Source organism: Klebsiella sp. GN_Kp190 (genome assembly GCF_040061795.1).
GTDB classification, from domain to species: domain Bacteria; phylum Pseudomonadota; class Gammaproteobacteria; order Enterobacterales; family Enterobacteriaceae; genus Klebsiella; species Klebsiella michiganensis.
This window is the reverse complement of the sequence record NZ_JBEAFN010000035.1, coordinates 21,639-45,886: the sequence shown is the minus strand read 5'-3', so window position 1 is coordinate 45,886 and position 24,248 is coordinate 21,639. Positions and strand designations below refer to the sequence as shown.

Sequence of the window (24,248 nt, the reverse complement as noted above, 5' to 3'; positions counted from 1 at the left end):
TTTTGCGGGGCGCAGGCCGCGCCCCGTGTATTCAGTCAGGCATTCTGCGAAAGGTGGCTGTCGATTTTGTTCATAATGGCTTCGGCGCGCTTCACGGCGTCGCTGATGTTGACGCGCACGATGGTTTTACCGGCAAAACGCTCCTCAAACTTGATGCCGATATCTTTGGTCAGAATCACCATATCGGCGCTGGCGACGTCTTCTGCGGTCAGCTCGTTCTCAATGCCGATGGAGCCCTGGGTCTCGACTTTGACCTGCCAGCCTTTGGCCTTAGCGGCGCTCTCCAGCGATTCGGCGGCCATATAGGTGTGGGCGACGCCAGACGGGCAAGCGGTAACGGCGATAATTTTGGTCATACAATATTCCTTCCCGTGTCTCAGTTAATTTCGAAATCAAGATCCATCTCGTCATCGGCTTTGGCGTCAGACGTTTTCTTTTTCGCCAGGGCCTTAAGCAGGATGACGCAGGCGGCGCTGACGATGGCGCCAACCGCGAGGCCAGCAATAAATCCGCCTTTACCCTCAACGACCGGCAGAACGATAAGCCCGCCCCAGCCGGCATAGCACTGGGCGCCGAGCAGCGCGGCGGTAACGCAGCCGGCGGCGGCGCCGATCATATTGGCGGGGATAACGCGCAGCGGGTCGGCGGCGGCGAAGGGGATCGCGCCTTCGGTCACGCCAACGCAGCCCATCACCAGCGCGGCCTTACCGGTTTCGCGCTCTTCCGCGGAGAAGTATTTACGTCCAATCAGCGTTGCCAGGCCCATGCCCAGCGGCGGCACGGCGATACCGACGGCGGCGATGGCCACCACGCTGTAAACGCCCTGGGAAACGCAAATCAGCATGAAGGCGTAGGCGACCTTATTCACCGGACCGCCCATGTCGAAGGCCAGCATCAGGCCCATGATGATGGCGAGAATCACGATGCTGCCTTCGCGCATGCCCTGCAGCCAGCCGGTCAGGCTGGCGGTGAGCGCGCCAATCGGCTCGCCGAGGCCCCACATCATGATCCCGGCGGTAATAAAGGTGCCGATAATCGGGATAACGAAGATGGGCATCACCGAGCGCAGCACCTTGTGCACCGGGATTTTCTTCAGGTAGTAGACCACCAGCCCGCCAATGATCCCGGCAATCAGCGCGCCGAAGAAACCGGCGCCGAAGCTGTTGCCGACCCAGGCGCCGATAGCGCAGGGAGCCAGCGCCGCGCGGTCGGAGATGGAGTAGCCGATATAGGCCGCCAGAAACGGCACCATAAGCGTCAGGCCGGCCACGCCGATATCAAACAGTTTTTTCAGGTTAGGGTCGGTGGCGGCATCGGGCACCGCGCCCTTGCCGTACAACATGACGGAGACTGCCAGCAAGATCCCACCGGACACGACAAACGGGATCATATGTGAAACCCCGGTCATGAGGTGCTGGCGGGTATTTTTTAATATTTGCACCAGTTCATTCATTGTTATTCTCCTGAGCGCTGCGTGGCCCGTGACTGAGTTGATGCTTCAACCTTAGAAAAAGGGCGGCGCATAAAATAGTAGAGAAAAAGTGCATTTACTGGATATTTGTAAGGCCAGAGGAAAATTGCGATCCACCTCAAATCTTAGCGCTGGTGGGTTTTTGGCGCCGTTAGTCAGGCGATTTGTGACCGCGAGCATAAAAAAGAGTCGGGCATACAATTATCCAGTAATTGCCACTTTTATCGTGTAGTGGCGGGCCGGTTCTTTCTTTACCTTTTGGCTAAATACGCATTATTCAGGAGGAAGGCGATGGCTCTGGTAATTGAATTCATATGTGATTTGCCCAACGGCGTGCATGCGCGTCCGGCAAGCCTGGTAGAAACCCTGTGCAATACTTTTTCGTCTTCGGTCGAATGGTTAAATACCCGCACGGAAGGACGCGGAAACGCGAAAAGCGCGCTGGCGATTATCGGCACCAATACCTTGAAGGGGGACCGCTGCCAGCTGGTCGTCAGCGGCGAAGATGAACAGCAGGCGTTTGACGCGCTGTCAGCATTCATCAGCGAGGAGTTCCCGCACTGCGATGCGCCGCTGCCGACGGCGGAATCCATGGACGTTCAGCCGGTTCCTGAATCCCTCTCGCGCCTCAATCCCACGCTGTTTCACGCCCAGCCGGTCTGCGCCGGCAGCGCGGGCGGCAGGCTCACCCATCTTAAGTCCCTCGACCTGCGCGATTCAGGCGCGCTGCCCGCAGCGGGCGCAATTGAACAGGAACAGGCGGCGCTGGACAAGGGCCTGACCCTGCTGGTGAAAAATATTGAGTTCCGCCTGCTGGATAACGACGGTACCGCCAGCGCGATCCTTGAGGCGCATCGCTCTCTGGCCACCGACGCCTCGCTGCGCCAGCATCTGCTGGGCGGGCTGCTGAGCGGCCTGAGCTGCGCTGAGGCGGTGGTTGCGACCGGCGAACATTTTTGCGCCCAGTTCAGCGCTTCCGGCAATAGTTATTTGCAGGAGCGGGTGCTGGACGTGCGCGATGTCTGCTTCCAGCTTCTGCAGCATATCTACGGTGAGGATCGTTTTCCGGCACCGGGTAAGCTGACGGAAGAGGCCGTCTGCCTCGCCGATGAACTCACCCCCAGTCAGTTTCTTGAACTGGATAAAACCCTGCTTAAAGGCCTGCTGCTGCGCAGCGGCGGCACCACTTCACATACGGTGATCCTCGCGCGTTCGTTCAATATTCCCACCCTGGTGGGCGTCGATATGGAGGCGCTGCTGCCGTGGGTCGATCGGCGAGTACAGATTGACGGTAACGCCGGGCTGGTGGTGGTGAATCCCGATGAAGCGGTGGCGCGCTACTATCAGCAGGAGGCCTGGGTGCAGGCGCAGATCCGCCGCCAGCAGCAGGCCTGGCTGGATAAAGCGGGGCGTACGGAAGACGGTATTCGCCTGGAGGTGGCGGCCAACATCGCCCATTCGGTAGAGGCGTCGGCGGCCTTCAACAACGGCGCGCAGTCGGTAGGCTTGTTCCGCACCGAAATGCTCTATATGGACAGGCCCAGCGCGCCGTCGGAAAACGAGCTGTATAACCTATTTTGCCAGGCGCTGGAGCCGGCTAACGGGCGCAGCATTATCATCCGCACCATGGATATCGGCGGCGACAAGCCGGTGGCCTACCTCAACATTCCGGCGGAGAACAACCCGTTCCTCGGCTACCGGGCGGTGCGTATTTATGAGGAGTATCAGGCGCTGTTCCGCACTCAGCTGCGGGCGATTCTGCGCGCTTCCGCGCACGGCGCGCTGAAAATCATGATCCCGATGATCTCCTCGATGGAGGAGATTCTGTGGGTGAAAGAGCAGCTGGCGGATGCCAAACAGTCGCTGCGCAGCGAACAGATTCCGTTTGATGAAAAGATCCCGCTGGGCATTATGCTCGAGGTGCCGTCGGTGATGTTTATCATCGACCAGTGCTGCGAAGAGATTGATTTCTTTAGTATCGGCAGCAACGACCTGACCCAGTATCTGCTGGCGGTGGATCGCGATAACGCCAGGGTGACGCGCCACTACAACAGCCTCAATCCGGCCTTTTTACGCGCGCTGGATTACGCGGTTCAGGCGGTGCATCGCCAGGGTAAATGGATCGGCCTGTGCGGCGAGCTGGGGGCCAAAGGTTCCGTGCTGCCGCTGCTGGTGGGGCTGGGGCTGGATGAGCTGAGCATGAGCGCGCCGTCGATCCCGGCGACCAAGGCGCGTCTGGCGCAGCTGGACAGCCGCGCCTGCCGTCAGCTGCTGAATCAGGCGATGCAGTGTCGTACTTCGCTGGAGGTCGAGCACCTGCTGGCCCAGTTCCGTATGACCCAGCAGGATGCGCCGCTGATTACCCCTCAGTGCATTACGCTGAACAGCGACTGGCGCAGTAAAGAGGAGGTGATTAAGGGCATGACCGACAATCTGCTGCTGGCCGGGCGCTGCCGCTATCCGCGTAAGCTGGAAGCGGATCTGTGGGCCCGCGAAGCGGTGTTCTCCACCGGGTTAGGGTTTAGCTTCGCCATTCCGCACAGTAAATCGGAGCATATTGAGCAGTCGACCATCAGCGTCGCCCGTCTGGCGCAGCCGGTGGCGTGGGGCGACGACGAGGCGCAGTTTGTGATTATGCTGACGCTCAATAAGCATTCGGCGGGGGATCAGCATATGCGTATTTTCTCGCGGCTGGCGCGGCGCATTATGCATGCGGAGTTCCGGCAATCGCTGGTGACGGCGCAGAGCAGCGAGGCGATTGCGGCGCTGCTGCAGCGCGAGCTGGAGCTGTAATTCGGTCCGGAGCATCTCCCCGGTGGCGCTTGCGCTTACCGGGGCTACGGGTTTCCAGCCGTCTGTGGGGCAGTAGCCCGGGTAAGGCGTTTACGCCGCGACCCGGGATTTCCGGGTCCGGTGCCTGAGGGAGGCAGATTGGGTAGCCCGGACAGGCGCGTAAGCGCCGCCTCCGGGACGATGTTCTTGCAGCTACGATATGCCTCTGAAACAACGTGTTATGCAGCGATGCCCTGGTGCCCGCTGAAATCGGCGAACCGGAGGTCCGAAGACAAGGGCTGGCCGCCAGGGATGGCGGACAGAGGCGAATCGAGACAGCGATGTCGAGTTGAGCCGACCGCAGGCTGAGGTCCGGGAGGTGAGCGCAGTGCGCAGCACCGATTTCTTTGCGGGACCGCGGGGATTGTAAAGGGGGAGACGGTTTTCTCCCCCTTTACCCGTTCACCTACCACGGTGAGACATTTTCTGCGGGATAATAGTGAACGGAACCCTTGCACACTTTCCCGGAGGCGGCGCTTACGCGCCTGTCCGGGCTACTTTTGTTCAACAATCGCCCGACAAATCGCCTCGCCCACCTGCTGGGTGGAGGCGCTGCCTTGCATATCCGGCGTCTTCGGTCCGCTGGCAATGGTCTGCTCAATCGCCGCCAGAATACCGTCGTGGGCGGCCTGGTAGCGTGCGTCCCCGTTGCCGAGGAAGTCGAGCATCATCGCGCCGGCCCAGATGGTGGCAATCGGGTTGGCGATATTTTTGCCGTAAATATCCGGCGCCGAACCGTGTACCGCTTCAAACAGCGACGGAAAGGTGCGATCCGGATTGAGGTTTGCCGACGGGGCAATGCCGATGGTGCCGGTACAGGCCGGGCCGAGATCGGAGAGGATATCGCCGAACAAATTGGAGCCGACCACCACGTCAAAACGCTCCGGCTGCAGCACGAAGCGGGCGCACAGAATATCAATATGCTGCTTATCCCATTTCACCTCCGGGTAGTGCTGCGCCATCGCTTCGACGCGCTGGTCCCAGAAGGGCATGCTGATGGCCAGACCGTTGGATTTGGTCGCCGAGGTCAGGGTTTTGCGCGGGCGGCTCTGCGCCAGCTCGAAGGCGTAGCGCAGGATCCTGTCAACGCCGCGACGGGTAAATACCGACTCCTGAATCACCACTTCATGCTCGGTCCCCGGATTCACATGGCCGCCGAGGGCGGAATATTCCCCTTCGGTGTTTTCACGCACCACGTAGAAATCGATATCGCCGGGCTGTTTACCCGCCAGCGGGCAGGGGACGCCGGGGAACAGGCGCACCGGACGCAGGTTGACGTACTGGTCGAACTCGCGGCGGAACTTCAGCAGCGAGCCCCACAGGGAAATGTGGTCCGGCACGATATCCGGCCAGCCGACCGCGCCGAAGTAGATCGCATCAAACGTTTGCAGCTGCGCGCGCCAGTCGTCGGGCATCATGGCGCCGTGCTGCGCGTAATAGTCGCAGCTGGCCCACTCAAAGTGCTCGAAGCTTAACGCCAGCCCCCAGCGTTCGGCGGCGGCCTGCAGTACGCGGACGCCTTCCGGCAGCACTTCTTTACCGATGCCATCGCCGGGGATGGCGGCAATACGTAAGGTTTTATTCATTGTTATTCTCAGTTTGAGGTAAGGAAAATTGACTTCACCGCTATCCTATAATTGACTGATTCATAATTAATCCCGTTAACTGGTGAAACATAAAACACGAATCATGAATAATCTGCCGCTGCTGAACGATTTACGCGTATTTATGCTGGTTGCCCGCCGCGCCGGTTTTGCCGCCGCCGCGGAAGAGCTCGGCGTCTCGCCGGCTTTCGTCAGCAAGCGCGTGTCGCTGCTGGAGCAAACGCTCAACGTCCAGCTGCTGCACCGTACCACCCGGCGCGTGGCTATCACCGAAGAGGGCGAGCGCATCTACGAATGGGGACTACGCATTTTGCAGGATGTCGACCAGATGATGGATGAGCTCTCCGATGTGCGGCAGGTGCCGCAGGGGACGCTGCGGATTATCAGCAGCTTTGGCTTTGGCCGGCGGGTAGTCGCGCCGGCGCTCTCCGAGCTAGCCCGTCGCTACCCGCAGCTGGAGATCCGTTTTGACGTCGCCGACCGGCTGGTGGATTTGGCCAATGAAGGGGTCGATCTGGATATTCGCGTCGGCGACGATATCGCGCCCAATCTGATAGCCCGCCAGCTTGCCAGCAATCACCGCATCCTCTGCGCCTCGCCGGCGTTTGTCGCCCGCTATCCCCGGCCGAAACAGCTCAGCGATCTCGCCGCGCTGCCCTGTCTGGTGATCAAAGAGCGCGACCGGCCCTTTGGCGTCTGGCAGCTGCGCGATGATAAAGAGGGGGAGCACGCCATCAAGGTGACCGGACCGCTGTCGTCTAACCACGGTGAAATCGTCCATCAGTGGTGCCTGGAGGGACAGGGGATTGCGCTGCGCTCGTGGTGGGACGTCAGGGAAAATATCGCCAGCGGCAATCTGGTGCAGCTGCTGCCGGAGTACTATCAGCCCGCCAATATCTGGGCGGTATACGTGTCGCGGCTGGCGACCTCGGCCAAAATTCGTACCACCGTGGAGTTTTTGCGCCACTACTTCCAGCAGCGATTTCCGCCGCACAACGGCGAGGAAAAATAGCCGACGGCGGGCACCGTCGGCCGGGGGATTACACGCCGAGCCGATCGCGCAGGCTGTAGTAAGTCGCGCCCATGGCGGTAAACGGAATACGCAGGCTGCGCCCGCCGGGGAACGGATAGTGCGGCAGCCTGGCGAAGGCGTCGAAACGTTCGGCGTCCCCGCGCAGCAGCTCCGAAATCAGCCGTCCGGCGAGGTGGGTACAGGTGACCCCGTGGCCGCTGTAGCCCTGCATATAATAGATATTGTTATCGAGGCGGCCAAACTGCGGCATTCGCGAGAGGGTCAGCAGGAAGTTGCCGGTCCAGCGGTAGTCGATTTTCACCCCCTGCAGCTGCGGGAAGGTTTTCAGCAGCTTCGGCATAATCAGCCGCTCAACGTCGTCCGGATCCCGCGCGCCGTACACCACGCCGCCGCCGTACAGCAGACGGTTGTCGGCGGTCAGGCGGTAGTAATCCAGCAGATAGTTACAATCTTCTACGCAGTAGTTTTTCGGGATCAGCGAGCGCGCCAGATCCTCAGACAGCGGCGCGGTGGTGACCACCTGGGTGCCGCACGGCATGCTGCGTTTCGCCAGCTCCGGCTCGAGCTTATCGCCGAGATAGGCGTTACCGGCGACGATCACGTAGCGGGCGGTGACCTGTCCGCGTGCGGTGGTCACTACCGCCGGGCTGCTGTGCTGAATGCCGGTGACCGGTGATTGTTCGTAAACCCGGCCGCCGTTGAGCCGAATGGCGTCCGCTTCGCCAATCGCCAGATTGAGCGGATGGATATGACCGCCGCTGTGGTCCAGCAGCGCGCCGGCGTAGCGGTCGCTGTCCACTTCGCGACGAATGGCGCTGGCATCCAGCAGCTCCAGCTGGGTATTGCCGTAGCGCTCCCAGTTCGCTTTCTGCTCTTCCAGGGTCTCCAGCTGTTTATGATTCAGCGCGACAAACAGCCCGCCGGGGCGATAGTCGCAGGCAATCTGATAGCGCTGGATACGTTCACGAATAATGTCGCCGCCTTCAAACATCATGCTGCCGAGCATTTTCGCGGCATCCGGGCCGTAGGTTTTTTCGATAACGTCGATATCGCGGCTATAGGAGTTGACTAGCTGGCCGCCGTTGCGTCCGCTGGCGCCGAAGCCGATGCGCGCGCCTTCCAGCAGCACCACATCGTAGCCCATTTCGGCCAGATGCAGCGCCGAAGAGAGGCCGGTATAGCCGCCGCCGACGACGCAGACGTCGCAGCTGATCGATTCGTCCAGCGTCGGGAACGGCTCATAGCGGTTGGCGCTGGCGGCGTAATAGCTGGTGGTATGTTCGCTCATGATTAAGACTCCAGGGCAATCCAGATAGTTTTCAGTTCAGTGAATTTTTCCAGCGCGTGCAGGGACTTATCGCGCCCGTTGCCGCTCTGCTTATAGCCGCCGAAGGGCACGGTCATATCGCCATCGTTGTAGTTGTTCACAAAGACGGAGCCGGCTTTCAGACGGCGGCTGACGCGGTGAGCGCGGGAGAGATCGCGGGTCCAGACCGCCGCGCCGAGGCCGTAGCGGCTGTCGTTGGCCAGCGCCAGCGCCTGCTCTTCGGTTTTAAAGCGGGTCACCACCAGCACCGGGCCGAAGATCTCCTCCTGGCTGAGGGCGGAGGCGGGGTCGACGTCGACGAAGATGGTTGGGCCGACCGCCGCGGGCCACGGATTTTTACGTCCATCCAGCAGCAGCGTGCTGTGCGCTTCGCCGGCGCGAATGAAGCTGTGGACGCTATCGGCGTGGCTATTGTCGATCAGCATGCCCATGGTGGTATTCGGGTCGAGTGGATTGCCAGGCTGCCAGCCCTTTGCCTGCTCTTTTAGCAGGTCGAGAAAGCGGTCGGCGATGCTCTCCTCAAGCAGCAGACGGGTACCGGCGATACAGACCTGGCCCTGATTGTAGAAAATACCGCCGGCGGTGGCGTTAACTGCTTTTTGCAGGTCCGGGCAGTCGGCAAAGACGATATTGGCGCTTTTACCGCCCGCCTCCAGCCAGACGCGCTTCATATTGCTGTCGCCCGCGTCTTTCAGCAGCTGTTTACCGGTGCGGGTGGAGCCGGTAAAGGTGATGACTTCAACGTCATGATGCTGCGCCAGCGCCTGACCGGCCTCATGGCCGAAACCGCTCACCACGTTGAATACGCCGTCCGGCAGCCCGGCCTGTTTCGCCAGGCCCGCCAGGCGCAGAGCGGTAAGCGGGGATTTTTCCGACGGCTTAAGCACCACGCTGTTGCCGGACGCCAGCGCCGGGCCAAGCTTCCAGCAGGCCAGCAGCAGCGGAAAATTCCACGGCACCACCGCCGCAATCACGCCAATCGGTTCGCGGACGATCATGGCCAGTTCGTTGCCGCCGGTGGGGGCGACTTCGCCGTACACTTTATCGATGGCTTCGGCGTACCAGCGGATCGCGCGGGCGGCGCCGGGGACATCGTCGCGCAGGCTGTGGCGAATCGGTTTACCGGTGTCGAGGGTTTCCAGCAGCGCCAGCTCTTCGCGATGGGCTTCCATCAGGTCGGCGAATTTATGCAGCACCGCTTTGCGCTGGGCAGGGGAGGCCTGCGACCAGTCGCCGCGATCGAAGACGCCGCGGGCGGCCTGGACCGCGCGCTCGACGTCGGCCTTTTTGCCGCGCGCGACCTCGGCGAGCGTCTGCTGGGCGGTAGGGTCGACGGTGGCGAACACGCTATTATCGGCGGCGGCGCTGTATTCGCCGTTAATAAATAGCCGCGTTTCAATCGCGATATTGTTTGCTTTTTCTTGCCAGTAAGCCAGGTTGTGAAAATCCATCATGACTCCTTAATGACATAATCGGAAAAATAAAAAAGTGGTGATTTCAGACCCTCAGGGCGCAGGGCGTCCCCGGGGTTGAGTACCGTTTAAATTGCCCATTAACAGGCGTGAATTATCCGGGGCCAGCGGAATAAGTCTTTCCGCATTGCGCAAGGTGAACTGCGTTATCTTCGCGCCGCCGGAGTTAGCCTCCGGCGGCGCAGGCCGGAAGAAAGCCTGAGAAAACCTCAGGCTAAAAAATCAGAATGTGGTGGGGGTATGGGCGCTGATAATTCGGCAGATACCCGCCGAGGTGTTGCTGAAGCTATGCGGTATGCCGGTGTTAATGGCATAGCTTTGCCCAGCCACCAGATGATACGCCTGACCGTTGATGGTCAGCACGACTTCACCTTCCAGTATGGTGCCTATCTCCTCACCCTGATGCTTGATCCTCTCCCCGGTTGTGGTTCCAGGCTGGTACGTTTCAAAAATCATCGCCAGCGTGCGGTTCGGATTACCATTATGAACCAGCTTCATCGACACCCCCTGACTGCCGATTTCAATCAGATCGTCCTGATTGATAACCACCTGCGGTTCAGCCGGTTTTTCTGGTTCAGAAAAGAATTCCGAGAGCGACAGCCCGTAGACTTTCAGCAGCTTTTGCAGCGTACTGATCGCAGGACTGACTTTGTCCTGCTCTATGGTGCTGATGGCACTATGTGTTAACCCAGACAGTTCGGCGGCACGACGCTGTGAGAGACCCAGCTGTTGGCGGATCTCTGACAGACGTTTCCCTGGCGCCAGTCCGTCATCGCTCATATTTGCATTTCCTTAACGGTAGTGGTCAGAGTCGCTGTTTTTCAGCAACATATACCCGTCATACTTCAAGTTGCTTGTGCGTTGGCTTTGCTCGCTCACCCCAGTCACTTACTCCAGTAAGCTCCTGGGGATTCCCTCACTTGCCGCCTTCCTGCAACTCGAATTATTTTGGCTATAGCTCTGACAGGCGGTGATAAAACCTTCAAACAACATTCGCGACAGGGCGTATTCGCTACTGTTCCATTCAGGATGCCACTGCACGCCGAGGGCGAAAGGGTGGTCGTTAACGCTGACCGCTTCCACCAGCCCGTCCGGAGAACGCGCCTCCACGCGCAGCCGTGGACCCGTCGTTTTTGCTCCCTGCCCGTGTAACGAGTTTACCCAAAACGTGTTGCAGCCCGGTATTAACTGAGAAAGTAATCCTCCTTGCTGAACCTGAACTTCATGCGAGGGCGCATATTGCTGCTCGACGGGAAGTTCGGGGTCTTCGCGGTGTTCAAGAAGCTCAGGCTGCTCGAACAGACGACGATACAGAGTCCCGCCGGTGGCGACAACCAGTTCCTGTAGTCCACGGCAGATGGCGAAAATGGGGATGCGCCTTTCGAGCGCGGCGTCGATCAGCGCCATGCTCAGAAGATCACGCCCGGGATCGGCGTCAGGCTCATCGCCGTTTTCACCATAGAGGTGCGGCTGTACGTTGCTCGGGCTGCCGGGCAGATAAATGCCGTCCAGTTTCGGCAGTAGCGCAGAAAGCAGTTCCGGCTCGGCCAGCGCGTGCGGCAGGGCAATCGGCACGCCGCCGGCGTTCACAATCGCGTTCAGGTACTTCTCTTGCAGAGTCTGGGTCTGGTGACCCTTAAGCCTGTTTCGACACATCACCACGCCAATAACTGGCTTGTACATTATATTTTCCATGATCGCCCTCACAAAGTGGACTAAATTATGACCGGATTAGCGGGTAAAACGGCCATTTCGTTCAATATTTTCTCAATCTAGCAGTGGATATAGCCCTTTGCAAACTTAATTTAACATTTGACAAACAATTTGTTTGCATACACATTCGAAGGGTGGACATTATATTTAACAGTGCCATTCAGGGTCCGAAACTAAAACAACGGCGGTGAATCATGGAAACCAATATCGTAGAAGTTGAGAATTTTGTTCAGCAGTCGGAAGAGAGACGGGTCAGCGCATTCACCTGGGAAGTGAAGCGCTACCTCGAGCGTTACCCCAATACGCAATACGTTGATGTGCTGCTAACCGACCTGAACGGCTGCTTCCGCGGTAAGCGGATCCCGGTGTCCAGCCTGAGCAAGCTGGAGAAGGGGTGCTATTTCCCGGCTTCGGTGTTTGCGATGGATATTCTCGGCAACGTGGTGGAAGAGGCGGGGCTCGGCCAGGAGATGGGCGAACCAGACCGCACCTGCGTGCCGGTGCTGGGAACCTTAACCCCGTCGGCGGCGGACCCGGAATACATTGGTCAGGTTCTGCTGACCATGGTTGATGAAGATGGCGCTCCCTTTGACGTTGAGCCGCGGAACGTGCTGAACCGGCTCTGGCAGCAGCTGCGCCAGCGCGGGCTGTTCCCCGTGGTAGCGGTAGAGCTGGAGTTCTATTTACTTGACCGCAAGCGCGACGCGGAAGGTTACCTGCAGCCGCCGTGCGCGCCGGGAACCGGCGATCGCAATACCCAAAGCCAGGTTTACTCCGTCGACAACCTCAACCACTTTGCCGACGTGCTTAACGAAATCGACGAGATCGCCCAGCTCCAGCTGATCCCCGCCGACGGCGCGGTGGCGGAAGCCTCTCCCGGCCAGTTTGAAATCAACCTCCACCATACCGATAACGTGCTCGACGCCTGCGATGATGCGCTGGCGTTAAAACGTCTCGTGCGTTTGATGGCGGAGAAGCATAAGATGCACGCCACTTTTATGGCGAAACCCTATGAAGAGCACGCCGGTAGCGGGATGCATATCCATATCAGTATGCAGAACAACAAAGGCGAGAACGTGCTGGCGGACGCGGACGGCGAAGATTCCGCGATGTTAAAACGCGCGCTCGCCGGGATGATTGACCTGATGCCGGCGTCGATGGCGCTGCTGGCGCCAAACGTGAACTCGTATCGTCGTTTCCAGCCGGGAATGTACGTGCCGACCCAGGCGTCGTGGGGGCACAACAACCGGACGGTGGCGCTGCGCATTCCGTGCGGCGATCGGCACAATCACCGCGTCGAGTATCGCGTGGCCGGGGCGGACGCCAACCCGTATCTGGTGATGGCGGCGATTTTTGCCGGCATCCTCCACGGTCTGGATAATCCGCTGCCGTTACAGGAAGAGGTGGAGGGCAACGGCCTCGAGCAGGAGGGGCTGCCGTTCCCGATTCGCCAGAGCGATGCGCTGTGGGAGTTTATGCAAAACGATCATCTGCGCGAGCGGCTTGGCGAACGCTTCTGCCACGTTTATCACGCCTGTAAAAATGACGAATTACTGCAGTTTGAGCGTCTGATCACAGAAACTGAAATCGAGTGGATGTTGAAAAACGCCTGATTTTCGCCCCGCGAGGGGCGCTTTAGCATTATCACGAGTAGCATCATGCGGCCTGAGCGGAGCCTGGTCGGACGTTTTTGCTGGGAGCCCAGCCATTCCCGGATGTCGCGTTAAGGAGCGCAGGCGGCAACGGGGCTTCAGTTAACGACACAGTGTGTAACGAGGTAGGAAATGATGCAGATGTTTAAATATCCGCAGGGAGAAGGGGGCCGTCATGGCCGCATGGAATGCGTCGCCACCGCCGCTCGTCGGTTCTTTTTACCTTTTGATTTGCCATTAACCCCGTTGCGAAGCAGGTTGGTTTCCCGGTCTCTACGACCGCAAACCCAGGTGTGCAGCGGGGGAAATGGCTATGTCTATTAATCCCTCTCTCGATAACGCCTCCGGGGCGGAAAAACCGCGCCTGCGCAAGTCTCTCAAGCTGTGGCAGGTGGTGATGATGGGCCTCGCCTATCTGACGCCGATGACGGTTTTCGATACTTTCGGCATCGTCTCCGGCATCAGCAACGGCCACGTCCCGGCGTCCTATCTGCTGGCGCTGGCCGGGGTGCTGTTTACCGCCATCAGCTACGGCAAGCTGGTGCGCCAGTTTCCGCAGGCGGGCTCGGCCTATACCTATGCGCAGAAGTCGATCAGCCCGCACGTCGGTTTTATGGTGGGCTGGTCATCGCTGCTGGATTATCTATTCCTGCCGATGATCAACGTGCTGCTGGCGAAGATTTATCTTTCCGCGCTGTTTCCGGACGTGCCGCCCTGGGTGTGGGTGGTGACGTTTGTGGCTATTCTCACCGCGGCGAACCTGAAAAGCGTCAACCTGGTGGCGAACTTCAACACCCTGTTCGTGCTGGTGCAGATCTCGATCATGGTGGTCTTTATCGTGCTGGTGGTGCAGGGGTTGCATAAAGGGGAAGGGGTGGGCACCGTCTGGTCGCTCCAGCCGTTTATTAGCCAGAATGCGCACCTGATCCCGATCATTACCGGGGCGACGATAGTCTGCTTTTCGTTCCTCGGTTTCGATGCGGTGACCACGCTTTCCGAAGAGACGCCGGACGCCGCGCGGGTGATCCCGAAGGCCATTTTCCTTACTGCGGTCTACGGTGGGGTGATTTTTATCGCCGCCTCGTTCTTTATGCAGCTCTTTTTTCCCGATATTAGCCGTTTTAAAGACCCGGACGCGGCGCTGCCGGAGATCGCCCTCTACGTTGGCGGCAAGCTGTTCCAGTCGATTTTCCTGTGCACGACGTTTGTGAATACCCTGGCCTCAGGCCTGGCTTCGCACGCCAGCGTGTCACGGCTGCTGTACGTCATGGGCCGCGATAACGTTTTCCCGGAGCGCATTTTCGGCTACGTCCATCCGAAATGGCGTACCCCGGCGCTGAACGTGATCATGGTGGGGATTGTCGCGCTGTCGGCGCTGTTCTTTGACCTGGTCACCGCCACGGCGCTGATTAACTTTGGCGCGCTGGTGGCGTTTACCTTCGTTAACCTGTCGGTATTTAACCACTTCTGGCGGCGTAAAGGTTTTAATAAAACCTGGAAAGATCGCTTTCACTATCTGCTTCTGCCGATGGTGGGCGCGCTAACGGTGGGCGTACTGTGGATTAACCTGGAGGCGACCTCGCTGACGCTGGGTCTGATATGGGCGGGCCTCGGGCTGCTGTATCTGACGTATCTGACCCGCCGCTTCCGCAAGCCGCCGCCGCAGTTTGACGGCGCCAAAGCGGAACAGGCCTGGGAATCGTAACGATTTTTTACGCCGACACAAAGGCAGGCGATTGAGCCTGCCTTCTTTTTTGTCATTCTCGTTTGAAATCAGGCGCTCGGGAGAGATAGCAGGGGCAGAAGGTAAGAATAGTGAGGACGTATTATTTCTTTTTCTTATGAGTTGGCAGCTGTGCAGAGCGCCGATCCTTCACATAGGAGACCAGGCTGAAGATGGCTACTCCCAGCAAAACCACCGCGACGATAAAGAGCAGGATACCTGACATAGATTAACCTAATGTTATGTTTAACATGAAGAAAAAATACCGTGATATCGAGATAATAGCATCGGGATATTTCTTAAAGATGACCCGATGAATCAGACGAGAATAGACTGCCAGCAATACACTGAAATTATTATTTACATGAATAAATGTGAAGAGTAAAGCAAAGGTGTGGTGAAAAAATGAACGGGTTACACTCGTTTAAGCGAATTTACAGACGAGAGTCCCACAGGCTGCTACCCTTGGCCCGCTTAAATAGGGTTGAGAGTAATAAATGTTTAACAAGCATATCATCGGTCTTATTGGGCCGTTGTTGATTCTGACTTCATTCCATAGCCTGGCTGACGCCGGGCACCCGTCAATTCGTGAACGTATTGTCGAGCAGGTGTTAAAACCCTGCGAAGGAAAAAAAGCCGGCGATAAAGTGCTGATCGTCGACCATCGCGGCGGCAAGCATGCGGCTATCTGCACGCTGGCGGCGGTACCGCTACCGGAGTAACGCCCTCCCTCTCATTTCAGCCTCCCTTCGTTCTGGCGGAAAGCGTATTTCTTTCCGCACTTTGCGAGCCATTGCCCGGAAAAATGTCATAAATTTGTCACAATTAAGGCGATGATAATCACTGACTGAGGATTAAGGGATGAGAAAAAGTCTACTCGCTGCCGCCGTGACCGGCGTTATTTTACTCTCCGCCGGCGTCCAGGCGCAGGAACAGGCGGCACCGGAGGGGTACCAGCTTCAGCAGGTGCTGATCATGAGCCGCCATAACCTGCGCGCGCCGCTGGCGAACAACGGCAGCGTGCTGGAGCAATCAACGCCGAAGTCCTGGCCTGAGTGGGATGTCCCCGGCGGCCAGCTGACCACCAAGGGCGGGGTGCTGGAAGTGTATATGGGGCACTATATGCGCGAATGGCTGGCGCAGCAGGGGCTGGTGACCAGCGGCGAATGCCCGCCGGAGAACGCGGTCTACGCCTATGCCAATAGCCTGCAGCGCACCGTCGCCACCGCGCAGTTCTTTATCACCGGCGCGTTTCCCGGCTGCGGCGTGACCGTGCACCATCAGGAAAAAATGGGCACCATGGACCCGACGTTTAATCCGGTGATCACTGACGATTCCGCCGCGTTTAGCGAAAAGGCGGTGCAGGCGATGGAGAAAGAGCGGCAGGGGATGCAGCTGAGCGAAAGCTATAAGCTGCTGGAGGAGATGACCGACTACCGTAACTCCCCGTCCTGCAAAGAGAAGCAGCAGTGCTCGCTGAGCGACGCGAAAGATACCTTTAGCGCCAAATATCAGCAGGAGCCGGGCGTTTCCGGGCCGCTTAAAGTCGGCAACTCGCTGGTTGACGCCTTTACGCTGCAATATTACGAAGGTTTCCCGAAAGACCAGGTGGCGTGGGGCGAAATCGCCAGCGATAAGCAGTGGCAGGTGCTGTCGAAGCTGAAAAACGGCTATCAGGACAGTCTGTTCACCTCGCCGGAAGTGGCGCGCAACGTGGCTAAACCGCTGGTGAAATATATCGATAACGCGCTGGTGGGCGACGCGGCGAAAGCGGCGAAAGTCACGCTGCTGGTGGGGCACGATTCCAATATCGCCTCGCTGCTGACGGCGCTGGATTTTAAACCTTATCAGCTGCACAACCAGTACGAACGTACGCCCATCGGCGGCAAGCTGGTGTTCCAGCGCTGGCATGATAAGAGCGGCAATCGCGATTTGATGAAGATTGAGTACGTGTATCAAAGTACCGAACAGCTGCGCAATGCCGACGCGCTGACCCTGCAATCGCCGCCGCAGCGGGTGACGCTGGCGCTGAACGGTTGTCCGGTCGATGACAACGGCTTCTGCCCGATGGACACCTTTAAAAAGGCGATGGCCGAGGCCACGAAGTAGCAGAGTATAAAAAACCCGGAGCAATCCGGGTCTTGCTGCCGATGTTTAGCCTGGTCTTGTAGCCCGAACAGGCGCAACGCCCCGCCTCCGGGAAGCTCATGCAATAACTCCCGGAGGCGGTACTGCGTACCTGTCCTGGCTACACGTTCTTGCGTTCGATAGTTTGTTCGCCCCAGAACAGGGAGTCTTTGTCGGTTTTGGCGAAGGCGAGGGGCAGGACTTCATCGCTGCCTTCTTCCCAGATTTTCTCCGCCAGCTTTTCATCGTAATTGGCTAATTCAAAAATCGCCTCGGCAATTTCGGGAGACGTATTGCGCAGACTGGCCCATTCACCCACGCGGTGGGCCTTTGCTTCTTGATTCGGCATGCTTGTCCTCCTGCTGAAGATTAACCGTGTAATTTCACTGCCAGACCCGCAACGTGTTGCCCCTGATAGCGGGCAATGGCTAATTCTTCTTCACTTGGCTGGCGTGAGCCGTCGCCGCCGGCAATGGTGGTGGCGCCGTAAGGCGTGCCGCCGCGAACCTGCGAAACATCAAACAGCTCCTGGGCGCCGTAGCCAATCGGTACAATAATCATCCCGTGGTGGGCAAGCGTGGTCCAGGTCGAGGTGATGGTTTGCTCCTGACCGCCGCCGGTACCGGTTGAGCTGAATACGCTGGCCAGTTTGCCGTACAGCGCTCCGGACGCCCACAGGCCGCCGGTCTGATCGAGAAAGGTGCGCATCTGTCCGGACATATTGCCGAAACGGGTTGGGGTACCAAAGATGATGGCGTCGTACTCAGCCAGCTCCTGCGGCGTGGCGACGGGCGCGTTTTGCGTTTTCCCGCCTGCTTTGGCAAAAAACTCTGCCTGCATGGTTTCCGGCACGCGCTTCACGACCACTTCAACGCCATCTACCTTGTTTGCTCCTTCGGCGACGGCATGCGCCATGGTCTCAATGTGTCCGTACATGGAATAATAAAGCACCAGAATCTTAGCCATTTGCATCACTCCTCGGTTGCGTTATGAGCCAGCCAGTCGACTGGCTACCTTTAAAGATAAGACCTCTGGCGAAGAGTGCAAATGCAACAATCATTTATTTGATTTATAACAACATTGCTAACATTCAGGGCTGTTGCAAAAAGATACATCTTCAGCGGCGCCATTTTAGGCTGTCATAAGAGTCGCTTAGCGCGCGTCCGGCGTAATAGCGGCAGTTCTTATACAAAATCTATTTCAGAATGTGACGATATCCACCCGGCACGGCTTTCCTTCGCTAACCTTAAAAGCACGTGATACGCAACCCGTATCGCGGAGGCCAGAGCCTCGTGTTTCACCTAATGCAGCATGATGTCTAACCTAAATGGAGGTCAGTAATGGCAAACCATCGTGGCGGTGCCGGCAACTTTGCCGAAGACCGTGAAAGAGCATCAGAAGCAGGTCGTAAAGGTGGCCAGCATAGCGGGGGGAACTTTAAAAACGATCCTCAACGCGCTTCCGAAGCGGGCAAGAAAGGGGGCAAAAACAGTCATGGTAGCCGCGAAAGCTAGCGCGCCGGATTGTTGCTGATGGGGGTTAATCTCCCGGGCCCGACCCCATCACCCTCGCCGCCGACGTCACGTCGGCGGTTTTTTTTCCACTTTGCAGGTTCCGCTGAGCGGGAGGAACGCCCGGCTCGCGGCGTAAACGCCTTAACCGGGCTACGGGTTGACGCTGTTTTGTAGCCCCGGTAAGCGCAGCGCGACCGGGGATTTCCCGGTACGGGTCTGCTGGCGTCGCACGCTTTCATACCGGGGTGACGTTGGTTTGCCCGGCCTCACGCGGACGGCGGTTAAGCAGAGCGTGGAGCAGGATCGCGCCGAAGGTGGCCGTCCCGATGCCGCCGAGGGTAAAGCCGCCGAGCGAAAGCGCGAAGTCGCCCGCCCCCAGCACCAGCGTCACCGCCACCATAATCAGATTTGCGTTCTGGCTCAAATCCACGCGGTTCTGCACCCAAATTCGCGCGCCCGCGACGGCAATCAGGCCGAACACCACAATCGATGCGCCGCCGATCACCGGTCCCGGAATGGTATGGATCAGCGCGCCAAATTTCGGTGAAAACCCAAGCAGCATCGCAATCAGCGCCGCCGCGACGAACACCAGCGTCGAGTACACTTTGGTGACCGCCATCACGCCGATATTCTCCGCGTAGGTGGTCACACCGCTGCCGCCAACCGAGCCGGAGAGCATTGTTGCCAGTCCGTCGCCGACGAACGCGCGGCCCATATACGGGTCCATATTGCGCCCGGTCATCCCGGCAACCGCCTTCAGGTGGCCGAGGTTTTCCGCCACCAGAATCACCGCCACGGGAGCGATCAGCATCATTGCCTGGCCGTTAAAGGTCGGGGCGGTCATCTGCGGCAAACCGAACCACGCCGCCTGCTCAAGCAGGCTAAAATCCAGCGGCTTGCCCAGCCCGAGGCCGTTGGCCAGCAGCGCGTACAGCGCGCAGGCGATAATCAGCCCGACGAGGATCAGCAGCCGCTGCAGCATCCCGCGGGTAAACACCGCGACCAGGCCGATGCACAGCACCGTCAGCACCGCCATCCAACCGTCGAACGGCGTTGCTGATACGCTGCGTACCGCGATGGGCGCGAGGTTAAGGCCTATCGCCATGACCACCGCGCCGGTGACTACCGGCGGCATCAGCCGCTCAATCCAGCGGGTGCCGATTTTCATCACCACCAGGCCAATCAGGGTATAAACCAGCCCGCAGAGGATAATGCCGCCCAGCGCGACGCTAAGGTGCGGGTTAAGCCCCTGGCCGTTGAAGCCGGTAACGGCGATGACCACGCCGACAAAGGCGGCGCTGGAGCCAAGGTAGCTCGGCACGCGCCCGCCGGTAACCAAAAAGAACAGCAGGGTGCCGATGCCGGACATCAGGATCGACAGATTGGGATCCAGCCCCATCAGGATTGGCATCAGAACGGTCGCGCCAAACATCGCCACCGCGTGCTGAACGCCCATCACCACGGTTTGCCCGACCGACAGCCGTTCATCGGGGGCCACGACGCCGGACGCGGCGGAGGGGGAGGTTAACTGCCAGCGAGGAAAATCGAAGAGAGCCATGATGAGATCCTGGGTTTAGGGTTAACAGGCTGGACGCATCAGCGTGTGGTAGCCGCGGTCGAACCACATCAGTCCGCGCGGTTCCGGATGGCGTACAATCGCCGCCACTTCGCAAAACAGGATGTCGTGAGTTCCGACGCTGACGATCTGGCTGATGCGGCAGTCGAAGCTGACCAGCGCCGCTTCCAGACGCGGACAGCCGGTCGCGCCGGTTTGCCAGTCGGCGGCGGCGAAGCGCTCCGCCATCGGCGTTTTACCGCCGAAAACGTTCGAGAGCTCTTCCTGGCCGGCCGCCAGGGTGTTGACGCACAGGGCCTGGTGCTGGCTGAAGATCGGCCACACCGAGGCGGAGCGATTCAGGCACACCAGCAGCGTGGGCGGCGCGTCGGTAACGCTGCAGACGGCGCTGGCGGTAAAGCCGGCGCGGCCTGCGGGACCATCGGTGGTGATGATGTTGACCGCCGCCCCGACGTGGGCCATGGCGTCGCGAAAGCTTTGTTTATCGGCAGTAGACATGCGGGCTCCTTATGCCAGCTGGCAGGCATCATCAAAAGGCAGACGCGGCAGGCGAGCGTACAGCTTGCCGGGATCGCCGTAGCCGATATTAATCAGCAGGTTGCTTTTCCAGGCGCCGTCGGCAAAAAACGCCGCATCGACTTTTTCGCGGTCAAAGCCCGACATGGGGCCGGTGTCGAGGCCCAGCGCGCGGCAGGCGAAAATCAGGTACGCCGCCTGCAATGAACCGTTGCGAAATGCGGTCTCTTCCACCATCTGCGGGCTGGAGGTAAACCAGCTGCGGGCGTCGCCGTGAGGGAACAGCTCCTGCAGCCGGTCATAGAACGCGCTGTCCCAGGCGACGATAGCGGTGACCGGCGCCTGCAGGGTCTTCGCAACGTTGCCGCTCGACAGAGCCGGGCGCAGCTTCTCTTTGCCTTCCTGTGTGCGGATGAAAACGAAGCGCGCCGGGGAACAGTTAGCGGAGGTCGGTCCCATTTTCAGCAAGGCGTAGATTTCACGCAGCTGCTCGTCGCTGACCGGCCTGTCCAGCCAGCCGTTGTGGGTTCGGGCCTCGGTAAACAGCGCGGCGCAGGCGGCCGGGCTAATGGCTTCGCTCATAGATTCTCCTGGGGGACGGGCAGCATCGCGGCCAGCCCGTCGCATAAAATAGGGTTAAAGGTGGCGGTATCGGTGACGTTGCAGGCGTGGCCGCCCCAGGCCATTTCCGCCAGCTGGCTGCCGGGGATTGCCGCCTGCAGCACGCGGGAGCAGGAGGCCGGGACCAGCAGATCGTCAGCGGCGCTGATAATCAGCGTCGGGCAGGTTATCGCTGCCGCCCGCCGCGAAAAGTCGGCCTGCTTGAGGGCGTTCAGCCTTTTCAGTAAATTCTCTTTGCCCTGGAAATGGCTGATGGCGAGCGCGTCTTCGGCCTCCAGCCGCGGCAGGCGAGAAGCCATCCACTCCGCCGGATAGAGGAACAGCGGCTGCGCTTCTACCCACGCCTGCGCGCCGCCCGCGTGCAGCAGGCGTTCGCGCACCAGAAAGCAGCGGCGGGTATGCGGGGAGAGCGTCAGCCAGCCGTTCACCAGCACCAGGGCGCTTATCGCTTCGGGATGGTCCAGCGCCAGCTGCAGACCGATCAGCGCGCCCAGGGCGTGACCGACCAGCGCAAAACGCACAATCCCCGCCGCCTGCAGCGCTGCGTTAAGCTCCTGCGCCATGGCCGCCATGCTGTAGCCGACGGGCAGCGGGCCGCCGTTTTCACCGGTGCCGTTATGGTCATAGCTCACCAGCTGATAGTGCGGTTCGAGCGCCGCCCGCTGCGGTAGCCAGTAGCCGCCCGCGCCGCCGAGCCCGGCGCTCAGAACCACCACCGGCGCGCCCGGATAAGGCGCCGGGGAGACATTTAGCTTCATCATGCCGGCTTCCCGATATGCGCGACGGTGGCTATTTCCACCAGCGCATCGGGCTTCACCAGCCCGCACTGAATGCAGAAACGCGCCGGTTTGTCGCCGGGGAAGAACTCCGCGTAGACCTCATTAATCGCGGCGTAGTTTTTCCAGTCGGTGATAAAGATGCTGTTGAAGGTCACATCCGCCATACTGCCCCCCGCCGTCTCGATAACGCTCTTGATGGTTTCCAGCACGTGGCGGGTTTGCGCCTTTGGGTCGCCGATATAAACCACGTTGTTTTGCTTATCGAACGGCAGGGTGCCGGAGACGTAAACCACGCCGTCGGCCAGCGTGCCCGGGACAAACGGGGCGATAGGCGTGGTGGTGCCTGGCGGAATAATCACCTGTTTAGGCATAACGTTTCTCCTCGGAAAAGGCGCGCGGCGCGGCGGGCTCAAGGGCGGTACAGAAGCTGGCGACATCGCTGACCCAGCCAAAGAAGGTTTCGATATTGAACAGCGCCGCCTGCTGGGCGAACGCCGGACCGGCCTGATGGGTGGCGTCTTCCAGCACGATACCGAAATACTCGAGGAAGAAGCCGTCGCGCAGGGTCGATTCCACGCAGACGTTGGTGGCAATACCGGTAAAGATCAGATGGCGGATGCCGCGGCTGCGCAGAATGCTGTCGAGCGCGGTGTTAAAGAAGCCGCTGTAGCGCGGTTTCGGCAGCACGATATCGCCGGGCTGCGGCTTAAGCTGATCGACCAGCTGATAGTCCCAGCCGCCTTTCGCCAGCAGCTTGCCCTGCAGCTCCGGGTTCTTTCGCATGGTTTTCAGCGCGTTGGATTTATGAAAATTCGGCGAACCGGGGCCGCCGGCCTCCACGTACTGGTCGTCCCAGCCGTTCTGGAACCAGATAATCAGCATCCCGGCGGCGCGCGCGGCGGCCACGGCGACGTTGATATTGTCGATAACCGGGCGGGTGGCGGAAACGTCAAATCCGGCGAGGTCGAGATAGCCGCCCTGGCTGGCGTAGGCGTTCTGCATATCGACAACGATCAGCGCGCTCTGCTGCGGCGCAAAGGTCAGGGATTCCGGGCGAGCGGGCAGGGTAATCATCAGGCAACCTCTTGAGTCATGGTGGCGATATGGTCGCGGCAGCGCATCAGCGGCTGAATGCGCTGACCAAAGGCTTCGATACCGATAAGGAAATCATCAAACGTCAGCAGCACGCCGTCGGTGCCGGGGACCGCCGCCACTTCGTCGAGCATGCGGGCGACGCTGGCGTAAGAGCCGACAAGGGTGCCCATATTGATGTTGACCGCCGAGGTGGGATCGGCCATCTGGCGCACGTTGGTGTCGCTGCCGGAGCGGGTGTCTTTCTGGCTCTGTTCGGTAAGCCACGCCAGCGCTTCGTCATCGGCGCCGGCTTTGTAATGCTCCCATTTGGCGCGGGCCGCCTCGTCGGTTTCGTCGGCAATCACCATAAACAGGACGTAGGAACCGACGTCGCGGCCGGTTTTTTCCGCCGCCTGCATCATGCGCGCGGCGGTGGGGGCAAAGGCGGCAGGGGTGTTCACGCCTTTACCGAAGCAGAAGTTGTAGTCAGCGTGTTGGGCGGAGAACGCCATACCGGCGTCGCTTTGCCCGGCGCAGATCACTTTCATCGGCTGCGACGGCTGCGGGCTGACGCGGCAGTCGTTCATCGTGAAGTAGTCGCCTTTAAAGTCGCTGCGCCCGGTTCCCCACAGGTCGCGCAGCACCTGGACATATTCGGTGAGATAGTCGTAGCGGCTGGCGAAGTAGTCGTCGCCCGGCCAGATGCCCATCTGCTCGTATTCCGGCTTTTGCCAGCCGGTGACCAGATTGACGCCAAAGCGGCCGCCGGAGATAGAGTCGATAGTCGAGGCCATGCGGGCGACGATCGCCGGGGGCAGCGTCAGCGTGGCGGCGGTGGCGTAGATCTGAATGCGCGAAGTGACGGCCGCCAGTCCGGCCATCAGGGTGAAGGACTCCAGATTATGATCCCAGAATTCGGTCTTGCCGCCGAAGCCGCGCAGTTTAATCATCGACAGCGCGAAATCGAAGCCGTAGTGTTCGGCTTTTTGCACGATGGCCTTATTGAGCTCAAACGTCGGCATGTACTGGGGAGCATGGGTGGAAATCAGCCAGCCGTTATTACCAATCGGAACGAAGACACCAATTTTCATACCTACCTCTCTGCATGTCGTTGAACAAGAAGGCGCGGCGCTGCATCCTGCATCTCCCTCAATCACCTCGCCTGAAAGATAAAGCAAAGGCGATGCCAGTTTTGCAAAGGCTAATGTTATTAA

General features: G+C 59.5%; 24 protein-coding genes. 7 read left to right on the top strand and 17 right to left on the bottom strand.

Features of this window, described 5'->3' with window-relative positions:
* Nucleotides 1-35: 35 nt before the first annotated feature.
* Together ABLU67_RS21415 and ABLU67_RS21410 are read right to left on the bottom strand one after the other, a co-directional pair.
* Nucleotides 36-356, bottom strand: coding sequence for a PTS fructose-like transporter subunit IIB (locus ABLU67_RS21415; protein ID WP_004100938.1), 321 nt, complete (start codon nucleotides 354-356; stop codon nucleotides 36-38).
* A 20-nt stretch (nucleotides 357-376) separates the two neighbouring features.
* Nucleotides 377-1,453, bottom strand: coding sequence for a PTS fructose transporter subunit EIIC (locus tag ABLU67_RS21410; RefSeq protein WP_004131253.1), 1,077 nt, complete (start codon nucleotides 1,451-1,453; stop codon nucleotides 377-379).
* A gap of 309 nt (nucleotides 1,454-1,762) precedes the next feature.
* On the opposite strand from ABLU67_RS21410, the gene ptsP reads away from it, so the two are divergent.
* Entirely contained in the window at nucleotides 1,763-4,264 is a 2,502-nt protein-coding gene (gene ptsP, locus ABLU67_RS21405) for a phosphoenolpyruvate--protein phosphotransferase (protein WP_348852528.1), read from the top strand.
* Nucleotides 4,265-4,797: 533 nt separating this feature from the next.
* Here the strand turns inward: ptsP and ABLU67_RS21400 are convergent.
* The gene (locus ABLU67_RS21400) at nucleotides 4,798-5,889 is read right to left on the bottom strand and encodes a tartrate dehydrogenase (protein WP_014838053.1); all 1,092 of its coding nucleotides are present in this window, start codon (nucleotides 5,887-5,889) and stop codon (nucleotides 4,798-4,800) included.
* Between the two features lie 82 nt (nucleotides 5,890-5,971).
* Here ABLU67_RS21400 and ABLU67_RS21395 point away from each other — a divergent pair, with 82 nt between their 5' ends.
* Nucleotides 5,972-6,919, top strand: a complete 948-nt coding sequence (locus tag ABLU67_RS21395; protein ID WP_162557340.1) for a LysR substrate-binding domain-containing protein — start codon at nucleotides 5,972-5,974, stop codon at nucleotides 6,917-6,919.
* A 28-nt stretch (nucleotides 6,920-6,947) separates the two neighbouring features.
* On the opposite strand, the gene ABLU67_RS21390 is transcribed toward ABLU67_RS21395, so the two are convergent.
* The 4 genes from ABLU67_RS21390 to puuD all read right to left on the bottom strand — a co-directional run bounded on the left by ABLU67_RS21390 (nucleotide 6,948) and on the right by puuD (nucleotide 11,422).
* Complete coding sequence (locus tag ABLU67_RS21390; protein ID WP_348852527.1) at nucleotides 6,948-8,228, bottom strand: FAD-binding oxidoreductase; 1,281 nt, start codon at nucleotides 8,226-8,228, stop codon at nucleotides 6,948-6,950.
* Nucleotides 8,229-8,230: 2 nt separating this feature from the next.
* Complete coding sequence (gene puuC, locus ABLU67_RS21385) at nucleotides 8,231-9,718, bottom strand: aldehyde dehydrogenase PuuC (RefSeq protein WP_064375684.1); 1,488 nt, start codon at nucleotides 9,716-9,718, stop codon at nucleotides 8,231-8,233.
* A gap of 243 nt (nucleotides 9,719-9,961) precedes the next feature.
* Nucleotides 9,962-10,519: an HTH-type transcriptional regulator PuuR gene (gene puuR, locus ABLU67_RS21380; protein ID WP_004849766.1), complete on the bottom strand. Its 558-nt coding sequence runs from the start codon at nucleotides 10,517-10,519 to the stop codon at nucleotides 9,962-9,964.
* Nucleotides 10,520-10,627: 108 nt separating this feature from the next.
* Nucleotides 10,628-11,422: a gamma-glutamyl-gamma-aminobutyrate hydrolase gene (gene puuD / locus ABLU67_RS21375; protein WP_224225524.1), complete on the bottom strand. Its 795-nt coding sequence runs from the start codon at nucleotides 11,420-11,422 to the stop codon at nucleotides 10,628-10,630.
* A gap of 224 nt (nucleotides 11,423-11,646) precedes the next feature.
* Here puuD and puuA point away from each other — a divergent pair, with 224 nt between their 5' ends.
* A complete protein-coding gene (gene puuA / locus ABLU67_RS21370; RefSeq protein WP_004849770.1) occupies nucleotides 11,647-13,065 on the top strand; it encodes a glutamate-putrescine ligase in 1,419 nt (472 codons plus the stop codon).
* 352 nt (nucleotides 13,066-13,417) lie between these two features.
* Nucleotides 13,418-14,809, top strand: a complete 1,392-nt coding sequence (locus ABLU67_RS21365; RefSeq protein ID WP_014228791.1) for an APC family permease — start codon at nucleotides 13,418-13,420, stop codon at nucleotides 14,807-14,809.
* Between the two features lie 121 nt (nucleotides 14,810-14,930).
* On the opposite strand, the gene ABLU67_RS21360 is transcribed toward ABLU67_RS21365, so the two are convergent.
* Entirely contained in the window at nucleotides 14,931-15,053 is a 123-nt protein-coding gene (locus ABLU67_RS21360; RefSeq protein ID WP_004849777.1) for a small membrane protein, read from the bottom strand.
* A 271-nt stretch (nucleotides 15,054-15,324) separates the two neighbouring features.
* Here ABLU67_RS21360 and ABLU67_RS21355 point away from each other — a divergent pair, with 271 nt between their 5' ends.
* Nucleotides 15,325-15,549, top strand: coding sequence for a hypothetical protein (locus ABLU67_RS21355; RefSeq protein WP_009653459.1), 225 nt, complete (start codon nucleotides 15,325-15,327; stop codon nucleotides 15,547-15,549).
* Between the two features lie 139 nt (nucleotides 15,550-15,688).
* Nucleotides 15,689-16,936 (top strand): bifunctional glucose-1-phosphatase/inositol phosphatase, encoded by a 1,248-nt coding sequence (agp, locus tag ABLU67_RS21350; RefSeq protein WP_025106248.1) that lies wholly within the window; start codon nucleotides 15,689-15,691, stop codon nucleotides 16,934-16,936.
* A gap of 139 nt (nucleotides 16,937-17,075) precedes the next feature.
* On the opposite strand, the gene ABLU67_RS21345 is transcribed toward agp, so the two are convergent.
* A complete protein-coding gene (locus ABLU67_RS21345) occupies nucleotides 17,076-17,303 on the bottom strand; it encodes a YccJ family protein (RefSeq protein ID WP_004849783.1) in 228 nt (75 codons plus the stop codon).
* 20 nt (nucleotides 17,304-17,323) lie between these two features.
* The gene (gene wrbA, locus ABLU67_RS21340) at nucleotides 17,324-17,920 is read right to left on the bottom strand and encodes an NAD(P)H:quinone oxidoreductase (RefSeq protein WP_348852526.1); all 597 of its coding nucleotides are present in this window, start codon (nucleotides 17,918-17,920) and stop codon (nucleotides 17,324-17,326) included.
* Between the two features lie 374 nt (nucleotides 17,921-18,294).
* On the opposite strand from wrbA, the gene ABLU67_RS21335 reads away from it, so the two are divergent.
* Nucleotides 18,295-18,468: a general stress protein gene (locus ABLU67_RS21335; RefSeq protein ID WP_004131287.1), complete on the top strand. Its 174-nt coding sequence runs from the start codon at nucleotides 18,295-18,297 to the stop codon at nucleotides 18,466-18,468.
* 235 nt (nucleotides 18,469-18,703) lie between these two features.
* Here ABLU67_RS21335 and rutG read toward each other — a convergent pair whose 3' ends face one another.
* Genes rutG through rutA form a run of 7 tightly spaced genes read right to left on the bottom strand, consistent with a single transcriptional unit; the run spans nucleotide 18,704 to nucleotide 24,125 of the window.
* A complete protein-coding gene (gene rutG, locus ABLU67_RS21330; protein WP_009653397.1) occupies nucleotides 18,704-20,026 on the bottom strand; it encodes a pyrimidine utilization transport protein G in 1,323 nt (440 codons plus the stop codon).
* A 21-nt stretch (nucleotides 20,027-20,047) separates the two neighbouring features.
* Complete coding sequence (gene rutF, locus ABLU67_RS21325; protein ID WP_004849801.1) at nucleotides 20,048-20,542, bottom strand: NADH-dependent FMN reductase RutF; 495 nt, start codon at nucleotides 20,540-20,542, stop codon at nucleotides 20,048-20,050.
* 9 nt (nucleotides 20,543-20,551) lie between these two features.
* Nucleotides 20,552-21,142, bottom strand: a complete 591-nt coding sequence (locus ABLU67_RS21320) for a malonic semialdehyde reductase (RefSeq protein WP_186006655.1) — start codon at nucleotides 21,140-21,142, stop codon at nucleotides 20,552-20,554.
* The gene (gene rutD, locus ABLU67_RS21315) at nucleotides 21,139-21,942 is read right to left on the bottom strand and encodes a pyrimidine utilization protein D (protein WP_025106249.1); all 804 of its coding nucleotides are present in this window, start codon (nucleotides 21,940-21,942) and stop codon (nucleotides 21,139-21,141) included. The genes ABLU67_RS21320 and rutD overlap by 4 nt, the downstream gene beginning before the upstream one ends.
* The gene (gene rutC, locus ABLU67_RS21310; protein ID WP_004131297.1) at nucleotides 21,939-22,331 is read right to left on the bottom strand and encodes a pyrimidine utilization protein C; all 393 of its coding nucleotides are present in this window, start codon (nucleotides 22,329-22,331) and stop codon (nucleotides 21,939-21,941) included. The genes rutD and rutC overlap by 4 nt, the downstream gene beginning before the upstream one ends.
* Nucleotides 22,324-23,034, bottom strand: coding sequence for a pyrimidine utilization protein B (gene rutB, locus ABLU67_RS21305; RefSeq protein ID WP_004849808.1), 711 nt, complete (start codon nucleotides 23,032-23,034; stop codon nucleotides 22,324-22,326). Before rutB ends, rutC begins: the two co-directional genes overlap by 8 nt.
* Nucleotides 23,034-24,125, bottom strand: a complete 1,092-nt coding sequence (gene rutA / locus ABLU67_RS21300; protein WP_032749627.1) for a pyrimidine utilization protein A — start codon at nucleotides 24,123-24,125, stop codon at nucleotides 23,034-23,036. Before rutA ends, rutB begins: the two co-directional genes overlap by 1 nt.
* Nucleotides 24,126-24,248 lie beyond the last annotated feature (123 nt).

Coding starts and splice junctions, on each gene's coding strand:
- ABLU67_RS21360 (WP_004849777.1), bottom strand. CDS start 15,053: ATGTCAGGTATCCTGCTCTTTATCGTCGCGGTGGTTTTGCTGGGAGTA.
- ABLU67_RS21320 (WP_186006655.1), bottom strand. CDS start 21,142: ATGAGCGAAGCCATTAGCCCGGCCGCCTGCGCCGCGCTGTTTACCGAG.
- rutF (WP_004849801.1), bottom strand. CDS start 20,542: ATGTCTACTGCCGATAAACAAAGCTTTCGCGACGCCATGGCCCACGTC.
- ABLU67_RS21400 (WP_014838053.1), bottom strand. CDS start 5,889: ATGAATAAAACCTTACGTATTGCCGCCATCCCCGGCGATGGCATCGGT.
- rutC (WP_004131297.1), bottom strand. CDS start 22,331: ATGCCTAAACAGGTGATTATTCCGCCAGGCACCACCACGCCTATCGCC.
- wrbA (WP_348852526.1), bottom strand. CDS start 17,920: ATGGCTAAGATTCTGGTGCTTTATTATTCCATGTACGGACACATTGAG.
- ABLU67_RS21415 (WP_004100938.1), bottom strand. CDS start 356: ATGACCAAAATTATCGCCGTTACCGCTTGCCCGTCTGGCGTCGCCCAC.
- ABLU67_RS21365 (WP_014228791.1), top strand. CDS start 13,418: ATGTCTATTAATCCCTCTCTCGATAACGCCTCCGGGGCGGAAAAACCG.
- puuD (WP_224225524.1), bottom strand. CDS start 11,422: ATGTACAAGCCAGTTATTGGCGTGGTGATGTGTCGAAACAGGCTTAAG.
- ABLU67_RS21410 (WP_004131253.1), bottom strand. CDS start 1,453: ATGAATGAACTGGTGCAAATATTAAAAAATACCCGCCAGCACCTCATG.
- agp (WP_025106248.1), top strand. CDS start 15,689: ATGAGAAAAAGTCTACTCGCTGCCGCCGTGACCGGCGTTATTTTACTC.
- puuA (WP_004849770.1), top strand. CDS start 11,647: ATGGAAACCAATATCGTAGAAGTTGAGAATTTTGTTCAGCAGTCGGAA.
- rutD (WP_025106249.1), bottom strand. CDS start 21,942: ATGATGAAGCTAAATGTCTCCCCGGCGCCTTATCCGGGCGCGCCGGTG.
- ptsP (WP_348852528.1), top strand. CDS start 1,763: ATGGCTCTGGTAATTGAATTCATATGTGATTTGCCCAACGGCGTGCAT.
- rutA (WP_032749627.1), bottom strand. CDS start 24,125: ATGAAAATTGGTGTCTTCGTTCCGATTGGTAATAACGGCTGGCTGATT.
- rutB (WP_004849808.1), bottom strand. CDS start 23,034: ATGATTACCCTGCCCGCTCGCCCGGAATCCCTGACCTTTGCGCCGCAG.
- ABLU67_RS21345 (WP_004849783.1), bottom strand. CDS start 17,303: ATGCCGAATCAAGAAGCAAAGGCCCACCGCGTGGGTGAATGGGCCAGT.
- puuR (WP_004849766.1), bottom strand. CDS start 10,519: ATGAGCGATGACGGACTGGCGCCAGGGAAACGTCTGTCAGAGATCCGC.
- puuC (WP_064375684.1), bottom strand. CDS start 9,718: ATGGATTTTCACAACCTGGCTTACTGGCAAGAAAAAGCAAACAATATC.
- rutG (WP_009653397.1), bottom strand. CDS start 20,026: ATGGCTCTCTTCGATTTTCCTCGCTGGCAGTTAACCTCCCCCTCCGCC.
- ABLU67_RS21390 (WP_348852527.1), bottom strand. CDS start 8,228: ATGAGCGAACATACCACCAGCTATTACGCCGCCAGCGCCAACCGCTAT.
- ABLU67_RS21335 (WP_004131287.1), top strand. CDS start 18,295: ATGGCAAACCATCGTGGCGGTGCCGGCAACTTTGCCGAAGACCGTGAA.
- ABLU67_RS21355 (WP_009653459.1), top strand. CDS start 15,325: ATGTTTAACAAGCATATCATCGGTCTTATTGGGCCGTTGTTGATTCTG.